At 68.7% G+C, this 14830-nt stretch carries 14 protein-coding genes and 1 pseudogene; 9 read left to right on the forward strand and 6 right to left on the reverse strand.

Translation table 11 applies throughout. The annotated features are described in order from the left end of the window. Positions 1–1083 (reverse strand): FAD-dependent oxidoreductase (locus G6016_RS17455; RefSeq protein WP_182630948.1); only part of this gene is annotated, 1083 nt, incomplete at its 3' end. A gap of 70 nt (positions 1084–1153) precedes the next feature. Here G6016_RS17455 and G6016_RS01515 point away from each other — a divergent pair. Continuing rightward, positions 1154–1570: a rhodanese-like domain-containing protein gene (locus G6016_RS01515; protein WP_182630949.1), complete on the forward strand. Its 417-nt coding sequence runs from the start codon at positions 1154–1156 to the stop codon at positions 1568–1570. Between the two features lie 67 nt (positions 1571–1637). Further along, the gene (locus tag G6016_RS01520) at positions 1638–2843 is read left to right on the forward strand and encodes an O-succinylhomoserine sulfhydrylase (protein WP_182630950.1); all 1206 of its coding nucleotides are present in this window, start codon (positions 1638–1640) and stop codon (positions 2841–2843) included. Between the two features lie 58 nt (positions 2844–2901). On the opposite strand, the gene G6016_RS01525 is transcribed toward G6016_RS01520, so the two are convergent. From G6016_RS01525 to G6016_RS01545, 5 genes are all read right to left on the reverse strand, one after another. Beyond that, the gene (locus tag G6016_RS01525; RefSeq protein ID WP_182630951.1) at positions 2902–3549 is read right to left on the reverse strand and encodes a hypothetical protein; all 648 of its coding nucleotides are present in this window, start codon (positions 3547–3549) and stop codon (positions 2902–2904) included. 238 nt (positions 3550–3787) lie between these two features. Then, a complete protein-coding gene (locus tag G6016_RS01530; RefSeq protein ID WP_182630952.1) occupies positions 3788–4336 on the reverse strand; it encodes a signal peptidase I in 549 nt (182 codons plus the stop codon). A gap of 192 nt (positions 4337–4528) precedes the next feature. Then, positions 4529–6367 (reverse strand): hypothetical protein, encoded by a 1839-nt coding sequence (locus G6016_RS01535; RefSeq protein ID WP_182630953.1) that lies wholly within the window; start codon positions 6365–6367, stop codon positions 4529–4531. After that, positions 6364–7125: a hypothetical protein gene (locus tag G6016_RS01540; RefSeq protein WP_182630954.1), complete on the reverse strand. Its 762-nt coding sequence runs from the start codon at positions 7123–7125 to the stop codon at positions 6364–6366. The genes G6016_RS01535 and G6016_RS01540 overlap by 4 nt, the downstream gene beginning before the upstream one ends. Before the next feature lie 171 nt (positions 7126–7296). Next, a complete protein-coding gene (locus G6016_RS01545; protein ID WP_182630955.1) occupies positions 7297–8127 on the reverse strand; it encodes a SipW-dependent-type signal peptide-containing protein in 831 nt (276 codons plus the stop codon). A 389-nt stretch (positions 8128–8516) separates the two neighbouring features. Between G6016_RS01545 and fgd the strand changes: the two genes are divergently transcribed. From fgd to G6016_RS01580, 7 genes and pseudogenes are all read left to right on the forward strand, one after another. After that, a complete protein-coding gene (gene fgd, locus G6016_RS01550) occupies positions 8517–9536 on the forward strand; it encodes a glucose-6-phosphate dehydrogenase (coenzyme-F420) (protein WP_182630956.1) in 1020 nt (339 codons plus the stop codon). After that, the gene (locus G6016_RS01555; RefSeq protein WP_182630957.1) at positions 9533–10171 is read left to right on the forward strand and encodes a suppressor of fused domain protein; all 639 of its coding nucleotides are present in this window, start codon (positions 9533–9535) and stop codon (positions 10169–10171) included. Before fgd ends, G6016_RS01555 begins: the two co-directional genes overlap by 4 nt. 73 nt (positions 10172–10244) lie before the next feature. After that, positions 10245–10775 (forward strand): methylated-DNA--[protein]-cysteine S-methyltransferase, encoded by a 531-nt coding sequence (locus tag G6016_RS01560; RefSeq protein ID WP_338403469.1) that lies wholly within the window; start codon positions 10245–10247, stop codon positions 10773–10775. 179 nt (positions 10776–10954) lie between these two features. Continuing rightward, the gene (egtB, locus tag G6016_RS01565; RefSeq protein WP_182630958.1) at positions 10955–12253 is read left to right on the forward strand and encodes an ergothioneine biosynthesis protein EgtB; all 1299 of its coding nucleotides are present in this window, start codon (positions 10955–10957) and stop codon (positions 12251–12253) included. Beyond that, complete coding sequence (egtD, locus tag G6016_RS01570; protein WP_338403470.1) at positions 12250–13281, forward strand: L-histidine N(alpha)-methyltransferase; 1032 nt, start codon at positions 12250–12252, stop codon at positions 13279–13281. The genes egtB and egtD overlap by 4 nt, the downstream gene beginning before the upstream one ends. Positions 13282–13587: 306 nt before the next feature. After that, positions 13588–14463: a hypothetical protein gene (locus tag G6016_RS01575; RefSeq protein WP_182630960.1), complete on the forward strand. Its 876-nt coding sequence runs from the start codon at positions 13588–13590 to the stop codon at positions 14461–14463. 59 nt (positions 14464–14522) lie between these two features. Continuing rightward, positions 14523–14830 (forward strand): annotated as a pseudogene (locus G6016_RS01580) (hypothetical protein); the annotation flags it as partial.

The raw sequence follows: 14830 nt of genomic DNA on the forward strand, positions 1-14830 counted from the left end.
CGCGGCCGAGCGGTAGCCGACCGCGCTGTAGACGGCGTCGACGGGCAGGTCCTCGGTCTCGCCGGTCATGCGTAGGCCGGTGCCGTCGGGCTCGGTGCGCTCGAGGCGCAGGCCGGTCACGTGGCCGGAGGGGGAGTCAGCGGCGCCGGGGCTGCCGGAGTCGGCGCTGCTGGAGTCGGCGCTGCCGAGGATCTCGACCGGCGCCCGGTTGAAGCGGAAGCGGACGACCTTCTGGCCAGCGGCCAACGCGGCGGCCTCGGCGTCGTCGGCAGTGGTGTGGCCCGCCTCAGCCTGGTGCTCGGCCCACTTCTGGAGGACCGCGTGGATCTGCCCGGCCCGGCGATCGGATTCGCGATGGGAGCGGGCGGCGGGGTCGTCGTCGTCAAGATCGGACGGTTCCACCACCACGGTGACCCCCTCCACCTTCTCCATCTCCCGCAGCTCCAGGGTGGTGAACTTGGCCCAGGCGGGCCCGCGGCGGCCGATCACCGACACGGTCCGCGCGGCGGTGGCGCCGAAGCCGGTGCGGACGTGCTCGGGGATGTCGGTGGCCTCCAGCTGCTCGGGGGTGCGCACGAGCATCCGCGCGATGTCCAGGGCCACGTTGCCGACCCCCACCACGGCGGCGCGCTTGGCGGTGAGGTTCCACTCGGGGTGGGCGTCGGGGTGGCCGTCGTACCAGGTCACGAACTCGGCCGCCCCGTAGGCGCCGGTGAGGTCCTCGCCGGGGATGCCCATCGTGCGGTCCGCGAGGGCGCCGGTGGCGAAGATGACGGCGTGGTGGTGGCGGCGGACGTCGTCGAGGGTGATGTCGGTGCCGAAATGCACGTTGCCGAGGAAGCGGATGCGCGGGTCCTGGCCGATCTCCCACAGGTTATTGGCGATGCCCTTGATGCGCGGGTGGTCGGGCGCGACGCCGTGGCGCAGGAGGCCGAACGGCACGGGCAGCGTGTCGAACAGGTCCACCACCACCTCCTGCTCGTTCTTGTCGGCCCAGGTCAGGAGGGCGTCGCAGGCAAACACACCGGCCGGGCCCGAACCGACCACGGCGATGCGGAGAGGGGAAGTTGAGGACCACGTCATGATCCGATGTTCTCACGGTTGGCCCGGCCCGGTCGGCTGTCGGGCGAGGGGAGGAGCATAATGACCAGCTATGAGCGACTATGCCGGAGACCTCGCCCCTCAGCAGGCCTGGGACCTGCTCGCCTCCGACCCGGACGCCACGCTCGTGGACGTCCGTACCAGCGCGGAATGGCAGTGGGTGGGCGGCGCCGACCTGGCCGAGCTCGGCAAGCGCACGGTGGGGATTGAGTGGGTGACCTCCGCCGGTGAGCCCAACGGGCGGTTCGTGGAGCAGCTCGCCGAGGCGGGCCTGTCGCCCGAGGCGCCGGTGCTGTTCCTGTGCCGCAGCGGGGGGCGGTCCGCGGCGGCCGCGCAGGTGGCCACCGCCGCCGGGTACCGCACCGCGTACAACGTGGCGGAGGGGTTCGAGGGTGACCACGATGCGCAGGGTCACCGCGGGACCGTCAACGGCTGGAAGGTGGCGGGCCTGGCCTGGCGCCAGGGCTGAACCGCCCAAGAGATTTTTACGACGACGACAACACCATCTGACCATCGACACCGGAAGAAAGCAGCGGATGAAGAACAACGAGCTCCCCGACGGACTCCACCCCGACACTCTGGGCGTGCGGGCCGGGCAGATGCGCACCGGCTTCGAGGAGACCACGGAGCCGATGTTCCTCAACTCCGGGTATGTCTACGACTCGGCCGAGGCCGCCGAGGCCTCGTTTGATGGCACCACCGAGCGGTTCGTGTACTCGCGGTACGGCAATCCGACGGTGAAGATGTTCGAGGAGCGGCTGCGGCAGATCGAGGGCGCGGAGGACTGCTTCGCGACGTCCTCGGGCATGTCGGCGGTGTTCGTGGCGCTAGCCGCCCTGTGTGGCGAGGGCTCGCGGCTGGTGGCGTCTCGGGCGCTGTTCGGTTCGTGTTTCGTGATCTGCGACGACATCCTGCCCCGCTGGGGCGTGGAGACCGTGTTCGTGGACGGTGCCGACCTGGACCAGTGGCGCGAGGCGCTGAGCGAGCCGGCGGATGCGGTGTTCTTCGAGACGCCCTCCAACCCGATGCAGGAGCTGGTGGACGTGCGCGCGGTGTGCGAGCTCGCCCACGCGGCCGGGGCGAAGGTCGTGGTGGACAACGTGTTTGCCACCTGCCTGCACCAGAAGCCGCTCGAGCTGGGTGCCGATGTGGTGGTCTACTCCACCACCAAGCACATCGACGGCCAGGGCCGCGTCCTCGGCGGGGCCGTGCTCGGGACCGAGGAGTTCATCTCCGGGCCGGTCAAGCATCTGATGCGTCACGCCGGGTTTGGCATGAACGCCTTCAACGCGTGGGTGCTGCTCAAGGGGCTGGAGACCATGGGACTGCGCGTGGAGCGGATGTCGGCCAACGCGCTCGAGGTGGCGACGTTCCTCGAGTCGCACCCGTCGGTGGAGTTCGTGACGTACTCGATGCTGGAGTCGCATCCGCAGCACGAGCTGGCCAAGTCGCAGATGTCGGGCGGCGGCTCGGTGGTGACGTTCGGATTGAAGTTCGACGACGACGCCGACGGGGGCAAGCAGCGCAGCTTCGACCTGCTCAACGCGCTGCGCGTGATCGATATCTCCAACAACCTGGGCGATGCCAAGACGCTGGTCACGCACCCGGCCACCACCACACACGCGTCGATGGAGCCGGAAGCCCGTGCCGCGGTGGGCATCGGCCAGAACGTCATCCGCCTCTCGGTGGGGCTGGAGCACGCGGGCGACCTGATCGATGATCTGAAGCGCGGGCTGGGCTAGGTTCGGCTGGCGGGGTCCGCTGGCCCTGCGGTCGCTCGCGCCCTCCGCCCGCTCCGCGTTAGGAGTCGGTGTCGGTGTCGCCGCGGGTGATGTCGATGGGCCAGGCCAGCGTGAGCACCGAATCCGGTGCCGGGGCGTTGGCGTCGAGGCTGAGTTCCAGGCAGACGGTCACCGGCGCTCCGGGCGTCGTGCGGGTGGCCGCGGGCAGGACGAGTGGGGCGTCCGCGGTCGGGGCGTCTACGGCCACCGGCTCGGTGGGCTTTCCTTCCAGCACGCCTGAGGTGACTCCGGGCCGGCCGGGTGTGAAGGTGGGCTGGGCGCACGAGCCGCTGGTGGAGGAGACGGCGCGGATGCGTACCTCGGCAGCTGTTTCGGGGTTGCCTTCCACTAGTACGCCCTTGCCGATGTCGACGAGTGCCGTGTCCTGCGAATCTACGGAGGTGCGCAGGGTGAGCGGCTGGTAGGCGGACCGGTTTCGTAGCGCGGCGGTGTCAACTCGGACGGGGAAGTGTCCGCCGGCGGAATTGATGGGTGCGGTCCAGGTGGTGCCGAAGTCGGTGGAGGCTTGGACGGACCAGGCGGAGGAGCGGAGTTCGGATTCGCGGGTGTGCTCGTGGTGGTCCTGGGCGATCACCGACGCCCCGAGTGCGCACGCGGAAGTGGCAGCGAGGGCGACCAGTGCGCTGGCCGCGTGCCGGATCCGCATAGCTCCTCCGAATAGCGTGCTCGGCCCGGAGTCCTGCCCGTGGCGTGAGTCACGGGACGGGTGGTGTCCGTGGTGTTCTCCGGTTCATCAAGGATATGGGCTCGCGATGCGAAATCGTTACATGCGGGCTCGGCGAGTGGGCGATCTCACTGGTTCTGCTGGCACGGCGCCGGGCGATGCGCGCTGGCGGTTCGGCGCCGCGCCGCTGGTCAGCGGATGGGGGGCGGGCCGGTTTATGTCACGGCTGCTGTCGGGGCCAGAAGGACCAGACCACGAGGAGCGATACCGCGATGGTGATGCCGGCCATGTAGATCGGTTGGCTGACGGTCGACACCACGTAGGCGAGGTGGGGAGCGTGCCACAGCACCTTTTTGACCTCGGTTACTTCGTATGGCCGCGCGTCTACAGAATCATTGGCGTCACCCTTCATCTCTATGGAGTAGGTGTCGCCGGCCCCCGGGGTCACAGAAACCACACGGTGGGTCACCGGTAGCTGCCCCTCGCCGCGCGAGACCGTGGTGACATCGCCGACACGGATCTCCGAGGCCGGGATCTGTTTGACCACGGCGAGGGAGCCGGTAGGGATCGTCGGCGACATAGATCCGGTCTTGAACATGATGAGGCTGATATTGAGTGCAAAGGCGGCGATCGTGGCAGCGATACACACAATGCCCAACATTGCGAGGACGTTGAGTAGCAGATTCTCAATGGAGGACCAGACGCTCGGCCGGCGGACGGCGGGGCCGGCGTCAGAGTTGTCCGTCTCCGGATTTCGAGTGCTGGTCATGCCTGTTCCTGTTCTCCTGTGGAGGTCCAAACGGGATGCACGGCTAGGCTGTGGCCGCCGCGGCCCCGAGGGCGAGGATCGCCCTGCGATCCCGCTCAATGTGGGTAATTCTCAGGAACGACAGGTCTCTGACGCGGTAGACGGCAGTGTGGGGTGGGCATGGCCACCCCGTACTGCGCATCAGTGCGCTGGTCATCGGATGTAGAAGACCGTTCCGGAGCGTTGGCTGATCACCGCCCACCGCCACCCCTCGCGGTCCGGGTCCTCGGAGGTGAAGGTGTCCCAGCTGCTACCTGGTTCGCCGCCGTCCAGCCATGTCTCGAGCGCCGCCACTGCCCGTCGTGCGTCGCGGGGGATATCGTCGCCCTTGACGACGACGACGAATTCATCCTCCCCGACCTCCGCGGTCCCGGCCTTCTTCGTCTCCGCCCGGGGCGACAGCGCTCCCGGCTCATCGGGAATCACGATCTCGGGCGCGGGGGTGGATGTCCGGGTGGGCTTGGGATCGGCCGGCGGCGCTGTGGTCGACGTGGCCGGCGGCACCGAGGTGGGCGTGCCCGCAGGCACGGAAGTGAGCGTCGGCGCTGGCTTCGGCACAGCCGTCGAGATGCGCGTCTGCGTTGGCGGTGCCTCAGACACAGTCGTCGGAACCGTCGTCGTGCCGGTCGCGGTCCGACGCGTACTGCTGGCTGTCGTCACGTCAGTGGTGTTCTCGTCGTCGTCAAAAAGACTGGGCGCTGCAACCGTTGAGGTTTCGGTCCTGTCCTCGGGGGCGGTCGACGACGCCACAGACGTGGCGGGCGGCGCCTCCTTCTGCGACGCACCGGCCAGTCCTGTCCGGTGCGAGATCCGGCTGGATCGAACGGCCTCGATGCCACTCTCATCGGGGACCGGCGCGGCCGTGATGGTGACCGGCTCAGCCGCAGGGGCCGCCGGATACACCGGGGCGTCAGGAGCCTCGAAGTCGGAGATAAGCGGCTGGTGGTCGATCGGCCCCAGCTTGACGCCGCACTCCGACCGCGCAAAGACCATGGTGAACGAGCCCAGGTACTCCTTGGACTCGTGGTGATACCGGTCGACCGTCGCGTACATATCGGACAGGGCGTAGCCGTCCACCGCGTAGGCGCGGGAGGTGAGCGACACTCGGAGGTAGGTGGACCTGTCGTGGTCGGCGGTCGCGTCCGCAGGACCAGCATCGGCGGAGTCGCGCGCGTCGGTAGCTGCTGGAGCCTCGACGATCTCATCGACAGGGGGCGAGTCGACCGTGCGCCGCGAGGGGATCCATGCCGACACACGGCTGTTGGTCTCGGGCGCGAGCGCTGTGAAGTCGGCGCCGAGGTCGTTTCCGGCCCCCGTCGTCACGCCGATGCCCTGGCCCCAGGCGGGGTCGAACGCCGTGGGCACGAGCGACCACGACTCGCCCGTTGGGGAGCACTCGACCATGGTGCGGACCTCAGCGGCTTCCATGAACACCGGGGGTTGTTCTCCGGAGGTCGGGGTGGCGACGCCGCCGGAGCGGCCCCAGGCCTTTGCGCGGGACTGCGCCTCGTTTGTGTACTCGGGCCCGCCGGGAAGGCAGTCCTGCTGGTGCTCGGCCGCAGCACCTGGCAGGGCGGACTGCATGCAGTAGTTGACGGCGGTTTCGGGACGGTCCCCGAGCGTGCCGATCGCGGAGACGGGCTCTCCGGGCCGGCCGTCGAGATCCTCGTCTCCCCACGTTCCGGTCTGAACTGCGTGAGCAGGATCGGCGGTGGTGGTGAAGGCGGTCCGAACGGCGGTGGCGTCGGCCGCGTGAGTGGTGAACGAGTTGGAGGTGGTCCGGGCAAAGCCGCCGTCCGACCAGGCGATGGTGCCGTCGACCGCCACGGTCTCGGAGTCGACGGCCTGCGCAGCGGTTTCCTGGACCAGACCGCCCGTCGTGCTGCCCAGGACGAGGGCAGTGGTCAGCGCGAGCGAGCCGGCGGTGGCTGCGGTCAGGATGCGGCGCCCGGATTCTGAGTCATTCCAGGGTTGGCGGGCGATGGGGGTCACTGGTCGATCGCCTCCCCGGTAAAGGTCCATGAGGGCTGGAAGGGCGCGCCGTTCGATTCAGGGGCCTCGACCATCACGCTCGGGTCCAGGTGGAAACGGAAGCAGACCAAGTACATGTTCTCCGCCCGGCCGGCGAGGGCGAACTGGGTCGAAGGCGCCTCGGCGTCCATGGCGACCAGCCCGTCGTGTGCGTTCGCGGGGCCGGGCTCGGTGCCGAACAGAAGCTCCGAGTCGGCATTGCGCGCGTCGAACAAATCGAGGTTGCATTCCGGTGCCGACGCGGGATCATCTACGCGGTGAAGGCGCGCGCCGTAGCTGACGAAGCCCGGAGTGTTCTGGTCGCCCCAGACTGTGGCAGGGGTCGGGGCGATTTCAGACCCGCCATTGGAGGCCTGTGACACCGACACGATCGCGCCGGAGTCGCTGTCCTCGGAAGTCCGCAGGTACACGGGTAGGAAGGTGTCCCGCCCGGGGGTGAGTACCACCGAGGTGGAGACGCTGGTCGATTCCAACTCTTGGATGCCGCGCGTTGCCATCGTGGCCATCGATTCGGCCTGGTCGTCGAACGAATCGGGCGATGGTGCGCTCTGCAGTTCGAACAGCCCAGCGCGTTTGGGTTTCTCGGCGTCAAATACTGCACCCGACAACGACGCGTCTGACCAGGCGGAAAGGGTAGCTGCAGCGCCAATTCCGAACACCATTCCTCCGGCTAGGGATGCTTTGCGCAATCGCGCAGTCGAGGCGGCGTGCTTACCCATTGAGGTGCTCCATGGTCGCGCTGAAATCTGAACAGAGAATGGCCTTTAGGTGTGTGCACATTTCTGGCCACGGCCCGCTTGTCACCGGCTCCGCTGGTCGACGCCGAGAATCAGCGTCGACCAGCGGGCGGCATGCCGCCCGCATGGATTGGAGGGCGGGCCGACTAGTGGCTATCCGGCGCTGCCGGCGAAGCGCCAGGTGACAGTAGTGCTGTTGTCTTCGACGTCAGAGGTCAGTGCGCTGACGAGCTGGCTGTTCGCAACATCGATTTGGCCAAAGAGGTCCAAGGGGCCCTCGGGCAAGCCCATTTCCACCGCGACGCAAAGGTGCTGAACCGGTGCATTTTGTCCAGCTCCGACCGGCAAGGGAGAACCTGTGAGGAGTGGAACGGGGTCCATGACCGGGCGGCTAACGGGCGGTAAGAGGCCCAGCACGGAGTTTAATAGCGGTCCAACTAATGGAATGTCCGCTGTGAGGCCGTCGACGATGCTGGTGATACCGCCTGCCGGGTTGGTCCATGATTCGAGCCCGCTGGCATCGGTGGCGTTGCAATTGGCCCCATGTGCGGTGTCCTTGTAGATGCGATAGGTGAGAAGTCGCTCGTATGAGCCTTCGGCATCCACGCTGGCAAGGGAAACGGTTCCGCCCATGTCAGATGTGTCGGAGGTGGCGAGGGTGATCGGCGCGTACACCGTTTCGCCGGGCTCCATCGACGTGGCGTCAAGGCTGAAGTCAAAGTCGAGGCGACCGGTCTCGCCGTCAATGCTGTCAGGGCCGTTGTATGTCCTGAAGTCCGTGCCGGCGGCGTCGACAGCGGCGACGAGTTCGAAGTTGTTGCCCGTGTTGAACACTCCGTCCGCGAAGACGTCGTCCGACCAGGCGGCCAGGGTGACCGCCGCGCCGAGGCCCAGGACCACGCCGCCGGCGAGGAGGGCCTTGCGCTTGCGCTTGCGATCTTGCTGCCGCTGGAGGTCGGCAGAGATAGGGGTGCTGGCGTCCATAAGCCATGCCTTTCGGAGGGGGTCGAGAGTCGACCAGAGAGGGGTGCTGTGTCGGTCTTGTACCGGGTGGTCAGCTTGCTCGACACGAGGTCCTGTGATGAACCACACAAAGCATGACAGAAAATTAGCGAAGTGGGAAATTGTTCACAGATTCGAAAAGTGGCAGCACAGTCCGCGCTTTCATCCTGAGTGAGGGGTGTCGACTGGGCTCTCGGCCCGGCTTTCCTGGCTGGATCTCAGGTTTAACTCACGTCTGGCCAGGTCAGGGGTCGGAGGGGGTGGCGTATGTCAAGTCGGGTGGGCGCGTCGAACGTCGCTGGCATACTCGGCGGAGTGCCCGCGCGAGCCGGCGAAAACGCTGCTGGCGCATACCCCCGAAGGAGCTGCCCATGCCCACCACCCCGCCCCTGAAGCTCGGCTACAAGGCCTCAGCCGAGCAGTTCGGCCCCCGCGACCTCGTCGAGTACGCGGTCCTGGCCGAGCAGGCGGGAATGGACTCGGCCACCGTCTCCGACCACTTCCAGCCATGGCGCCACGATGGAGGGCATGCCCCTTTTTCCTTGTCGTGGATGACGGCGGTTGGTGAGCGCACCGAGCGTCTGCAGCTCGGAACGTCGGTGCTCACGCCCACCTTCCGCTACAACCCGGCCGTGTTGGCGCAGGCGTTTGCCACCATGGCGTGCCTCTACCCGGGCCGCGTCTTCCTGGGCGTGGGCACCGGCGAGGCGCTCAACGAGATCGCCACCGGCCACCAGGGCGAGTGGCCCGAGTTCAAGGAGCGGTTCGCCCGACTGCGCGAGTCCGTCCGGCTGATGCGGGCCCTGTGGACCGGCGAGACCACCAGCTTCGAGGGCGACTACTACAGCACCAAGGACGCCTTCCTCTACGACGTGCCCGAGGACGGCGTTCCGGTGTACGTCGCCGCGGGCGGGCCCGTGGTGGCCAAGTACGCCGGCCGCGTGGGCGACGGATTTATCTGCACCTCCGGCAAGGGCATGGAGCTTTACACGGACAAGCTCCTGCCCGCCGTCGAGGAGGGTGCCGCCATCAACGAGCGCGACTCGACGCAGATCGACCGGATGATCGAGATCAAGATCTCCTACGACCCCGACCCGGCCGCAGCGCTGGAGAACTGTCGATTCTGGGCGCCCCTGTCCCTCACCCCGGAGCAGAAGCACTCCGTGGACTCGCCCCGCGAGATGGAGCGCCTCGCTGACGAACTGCCCATCGAGCAGGTCGCCAAGCGCTGGATCGTCGCCTCCGACCCGGATGATGCCGTGGAGCAGGTCAAGCAGTACGTCGACGCCGGCCTCAACCACCTGGTCTTCCACGCCCCCGGCCATGACCAGAAGCGCTTCCTCGACCTCTTCAAAACCGACCTCGAACCGCGACTGCGAGCACTTGCATGACTGAAGACACCACCGGCCCCGCCCCAGAACAAGCCGACCTGGCAGGTCTGGAAGGCATACTCGGCGGAAAGGCCTCCGTCCGCGTGATGCGCTACCCGCACGAGACCGAACCGGACGAGGAGGGAAACACCACTGAGTGGAATTGCGACATCGTCGTCGTCGACGACATGCCCGCCACCGGCTTTTCCACCTACGCCACCACCGGCGCCCGGCAGCTACCCACCAACGTCACCACCCCCGAAGGGCGACAGATCCGCAGCGAGTTCGTCACTGTCGGACGCACCTCCCACCGCGCCATGGCCGACGTCCTCGACGCGTGCGCCTTGGCGGTGGCGACCGGCTCCATCCACGTCGCACCCGGCGCGGTGATCCCCAACGCCGTGGGACTCGTCGACCCCGGCCGCAAGTGCGAACACCTCGTGCTCACCCCGCCGTTCCTGTGGCCCGACCTCGAAGTGGTGGACGAATCCGGCGGCGAGGACGGCACCGGGCCGCTCATCACCCGACTGCAGGCCGTGCCCATCACCACCGCCGAGATGTCGTTCGTCGCCAAGCAGGGGCCGGATGCGCTGTTCGAGAAACTCGACAAGGCCGATGCGGATGTGACCAACCCGGATCGGGCGAGTGTGGTCTGAGGGTTGGGTTTGGGCGCTGTGGGTTTGAGCGCGGTGTGCGTGCGGTGGGTGCTGGCGTGAGCGGGTTGGGCTCGTGAGTGCCGTGGCGGTGCGCGTGCTCGACACCCTGGCCGGGCGGCTCGTGGTGGAGGCGAGCGGGCGTGGCGTGGTGCGCGTTGAGCGGGCTGAGGGCGTTGGGCTCGAGGACGTTGCGGACCTGACGGCCGAGGGGGAGGCTGGCGCGGCCGAGGTGCTTGATGCAGTGGCCGAGCAGATCGATGAGTACCTGGCCGGGACGCGGCGCGACTTTGATGTTCCGCTCGACCTCGATGCTGCAGGCGTGCACGACGAGTTCGCCCGCGAGGTGTACCGCGAGATCCAGCACATCCCGTACGGCGAGACGGCGGCGTACGGGGAGATCGGCCTCGACGCCGGGCGGCCTCGAAGTGCGCGACTCGTTGGCCGGCTGTGTGGGCAGGTGCCGGCGTCGTTCGTCATCCCCGTTCATCGGGTCATTCGCGCCGACGGCGGACTCGGCAGCTGCCCCGAGTACCGGCTGCAGCTGCTCGAGCACGAGCGGCGCAACGTTCAGGCCGGGCGGCCGGTGGCGTTTCCGCGGATGTAGGCCGGCGGGCGCGGTTGGATGGCTGGGTGGGCTGACTGGGCTGGCTGACGCGCGGTGAGGGCGTGGCGGTTTCGGTCGGCCGGGTGGCGTGGCCTGCGATCGGTGTGACACGCGACTCGATGCGGTTACCGTGGCGACGGAGTGTCCGAACACCGCCCACAACGCAGACGGGGGAACCCATGACTGCCGGATCCGTGACCACCGCACCGAGCGCCCAGAGCGACGCCGAAAGATTCCTCGACGTACGCCGGATGACCGATCTGCTGGCCTCCCGGCTCAGCGTCGAGGACCAGATCCCGCAGTCCATGACCCCGGCCAGCCCCGCCGCCTGGCACCGGGCGCACACCACCTGGTTCTTCGAGGAATTCGTGCTCGGGCGCGTGCCCGGATACGTCTCGCCCGAGCCGAACTTCCGGTTCCTGTTCAACTCGTACTACGAGGCCGTCGGCCCGCGGCAGCCCCGACCGCAGCGCGGGCTCATCACGCGGCCGTCGGTCGCGGAGATCGGAGACTTCCGGGCGCGCATCGACGCCGCCGTGGTGGAGGCGCTCGACGCCGGGAACGTCGACGAGCGGGGACTTGAACTGCTCGAATTGGGATGCAATCACGAGCAGCAGCACCAGGAACTGATGCTCATGGATCTCAAGCATCTGTTCTCGCACAACCCGACCGACCCCGTGTACGTGGCCCGGGACGCCGATCCCGCGCATGTGGCGCCGGGGGAGATGGACTGGCTCGCGGTCGTCGAAGGAGTCGCGCAGATCGGCGCCGACTCCGGGGACGGCTTCTCCTACGACAACGAGCGGCCCCGCCACCGCGTGTGGCTACCCGGCGGCGAGATCGCCACGCGGCAGGTCACGGTAGGCGAGTGGAAGCAGTTCATGGCCGACGGTGGGTACTCGCGGCCCGAACTGTGGCTCTCGGACGGATGGGCCGCCGTTCAGGCATTCGACTGGGACGCGCCCGGCTACTGGCGGCGTGAGAACGAGGACGGGGAGGACCGGCCGCCCGGTGCTGCCGGGGCCGGGGTCGAGGACGGCGAGTGGACCGCTTTCACCCTGAATGGCCGGCGGCCCGTCGTGGACGCCGAACCGGTCATGCACGTGTCGTTCTACGAAGCCGATGCCTACGCGCGCTGGGCTGGGGCGCGGCTGCCCACCGAGTTCGAATGGGAGGCGGCCACCACCGGCTGGGACGTGCGCGACGAACTGGACCCGGCGCGGTGCCACCCGCGGGCGGTGTCGGAGCGTGCGATCGGCGGGGTGTGGGAGTGGACCGCGAGCGCGTACCTGCCGTACCCGGGCTTCGTCACCGAGGAGGGCGCGGCCGGTGAGTACAACGGCAAGTTCATGTCCGACCAACACATCCTGCGCGGCGGCAGCGCCCTGACCCCGGCCGGCCACACGCGGCACACCTACCGGAACTTCTTCCCCGCCGCGTCCCGATGGGCGGCCACCGGGCTGAGGCTCGCGCGGTGACGCGGACGCGGGAGGAGGCGACGGGGCAGGCGGCTGCAGAAGTGGCCGAGCAGGCGGCGGGAAGGGAGGCCGCCGCGGCGCTCGAAGCGGACCTGCTCGCGGGCTTCTTCGACGACCCGCCCACCGTGCCGCCGCGATGGTTCTACGACGAGAAGGGCAGTCGGCTCTTCGACCAGATCACCCGACTCGACGAGTACTACCCCACCCGCGCGGAGGCCGAGATCCTGCGGACGCGAGCCCGCGAGATCGTCGCCGACGCTCACACGCTCGTCGAGCTGGGCGCCGGGACCTGCGAGAAGGCGCGGGTGCTGCTCGACGTGCTCGCGTCACGGACCGGTGGGGCCGAGTCCTCGAGTGCCGGGACCACGGCGCCGCTGTTCGTGCCCGTCGACATCTCCACCGAGATGCTCGCCGAGTCCGCCCGCGCGGTGAACGACGAGTACCCGGGCCTGCGGGTGGAACCCGTGGAGGGCGACCTCACCGCGCTAGACGGGCCCCTGCCGGGTGAGCCGGGCCGGCGGTTGTTGCTGTTCCTCGGCGGCACGGTCGGCAACTTCACCGAGACGCAACGCGCCCACTTCTTCGCGATGATCCGCAGGCTCCTCGCCCCGGGGGACCGGTTCGCGCTGGGATTCGACCTGATCAAAAACCCAGACCGGCTGGTCGCCGCCTACGACGACGCCCGAGGCATCACCGCCGAGTTCAACCTCAACATGCTCGACGTCATCACCGCGACCCTCACCACCGAGGGCCTCGACCGCCGCGACTTCCGTCACCAGTCCGTGTGGAACGCACCCGAGAGTCGCATCGAGATGTGGCTGCGCGCGGTCCGCGACGTGCGGATCAGCTTCCCCACGCTGGGCCTCACCCGGACACTGCAGGCGGGCCAGGGGATCCGCACCGAGATCGCCCGGAAATTCCAGCCGGACGTGCTCGCCACCGAACTCGCCGGACACGGCTTCACCCGGCCGACGGTCTGGACCGATGCGGCTGAAGACTTTGGAATGGTCCTGGTCGTCGTCACCTAAAGCAAGGGCGACCCACGCCGGACGGTGACCTTCGGCCCGGACGGTCACCATCCCTCCCCGCCGAATTTTTCCCACCGACACCCTCCCACCGGCACAGTCCCGCCAGCCCCTCCCACCTGCAGTTGCCCCGCGGCGGGCGGGGGATGTCGGACTCGCGTCGTATCGTGGGGGCGTTCGGATCGCTGTCACCTCAGGCGGTTCCGGCACGTAATGCGCGGCACCAGGATCCTGGCGCCCGCACCGCTGCTGGCGCTGGGTCGCCGGCCCCGTCGCACCACCGGCGACGGCCGTCGAAAGGGGCTTTCCATGACCACACCCGACAATTCCGATCCCACCGACGGCGGCCACCTGCCCGGCCACCGCGGACGCCCCGCCGACTACCGCCAGCTCGGCGAGCCCTTCGGCCCCGGCGACCCCTACGGGATGAACGCCCCCTACGGCGCGCACGAGACCAACGCGTCCGGCGGCCCGCGCCCCGCGGAGGGGTCCATGGCCAACGCGATCCGCGCCGACTACCGCGACATCGAGCCCGGGCACGAGTCGGAGATGGCATACGGGCTGTGGGCCGGGGCGCGCAGCGTCCAGGAGTCCGTGCGGGACCTGGAACCCACCCTCATCGAGCTGTGCACCTGGATCAAGGACGCTAAGAATCGGCGGGCGGCGCAAAAGCTCGCCGCGTACTTGTCTATCGCGCGGGACCTGCTGGACGGGCAGGCGGACGAGATCGCGGCGATTTCCGAGATCGAGAAAAGGCTGGGCGCCGCGCTCGATCCGGGCGTCCTCGGCGCCGACGTGGTGGCCGACGCCCGCATCCGGCTCGCCAATGTGCGGGACATTCTGGAAACCACCGAGAAGTCCGTGCGCGATCAGGTCAAGATCGGGGACCTCGCGGTGGAGCGGATCAGTGTGTTTGCCGAGGCCGAGATGCTGCAGCAGGAGATCACGCGCGACCTGGGCCGGTGGGAGGACGGCGGGCGCGCGCTGGAGGTTGGTGGGGGTGTGCTGGGCGCCGGGGGTGTTGCGGCGCTCAACGCCAAGCTCGCCCGGCTAGACGAGATCCACCTGCCGATCGTGGACACGGGGATCGCGGGGACCATCGCGGAACTCACCGCCTGGCGCGACCGCCTCGCCGCGCGCGGCGGCGACCCCCTTGAGAACGACGACGACGACTTCACCATCTGACCAGCAGTGATGCCATCGCGGCGGCGTTCGTGTCGTACTCGTGTTCTAGTTTGTTGGCCATGAGGCGGGGAGAGCGGGACACCGACGGGCCGGGCGGCGAGGGTGCCCGGTCTGTGGGTGGTGCTTTTCCTGCGGGGGCGGCCGCATCCGCCGACACCCACCCGCTCGGCGACGCGGCCCTGACTGCGGACGAGGCCCGGCACAAGGCGTCAGCTCCGCTGAGCGGCGGAGCCCCGGTCGAGTTTGCGCTCTCCCTCCTCGAGGCCGCAGTCGAGGCGCTGCGGACGGCCGGCTGGGACGAGCGCGACGCCGACCAGTTGGCCGACGCGGTCATGCGCACGGAGGTCGCCGGGCGACGGCTGGAGGC

The sequence above is a fragment of the Dietzia aerolata genome (genome assembly GCF_014144865.1).
Lineage (GTDB): Bacteria > Actinomycetota > Actinomycetes > Mycobacteriales > Mycobacteriaceae > Dietzia > Dietzia aerolata.

Bases quoted from the DNA above. Each gene is read 5' to 3' on its own strand.
- G6016_RS01515 (WP_182630949.1), top strand. From the start codon at position 1,154: ATGAGCGACTATGCCGGAGACCTCGCCCCTCAGCAGGCCTGGGACCTG.
- G6016_RS01520 (WP_182630950.1), top strand. From the start codon at position 1,638: ATGAAGAACAACGAGCTCCCCGACGGACTCCACCCCGACACTCTGGGC.
- G6016_RS01525 (WP_182630951.1), bottom strand. From the start codon at position 3,549: ATGCGGATCCGGCACGCGGCCAGCGCACTGGTCGCCCTCGCTGCCACT.
- G6016_RS01530 (WP_182630952.1), bottom strand. From the start codon at position 4,336: ATGACCAGCACTCGAAATCCGGAGACGGACAACTCTGACGCCGGCCCC.
- G6016_RS01540 (WP_182630954.1), bottom strand. From the start codon at position 7,125: ATGGGTAAGCACGCCGCCTCGACTGCGCGATTGCGCAAAGCATCCCTA.
- G6016_RS01545 (WP_182630955.1), bottom strand. From the start codon at position 8,127: ATGGACGCCAGCACCCCTATCTCTGCCGACCTCCAGCGGCAGCAAGAT.
- fgd (WP_182630956.1), top strand. From the start codon at position 8,517: ATGCCCACCACCCCGCCCCTGAAGCTCGGCTACAAGGCCTCAGCCGAG.
- G6016_RS01555 (WP_182630957.1), top strand. From the start codon at position 9,533: ATGACTGAAGACACCACCGGCCCCGCCCCAGAACAAGCCGACCTGGCA.
- egtB (WP_182630958.1), top strand. From the start codon at position 10,955: ATGACTGCCGGATCCGTGACCACCGCACCGAGCGCCCAGAGCGACGCC.
- G6016_RS01575 (WP_182630960.1), top strand. From the start codon at position 13,588: ATGACCACACCCGACAATTCCGATCCCACCGACGGCGGCCACCTGCCC.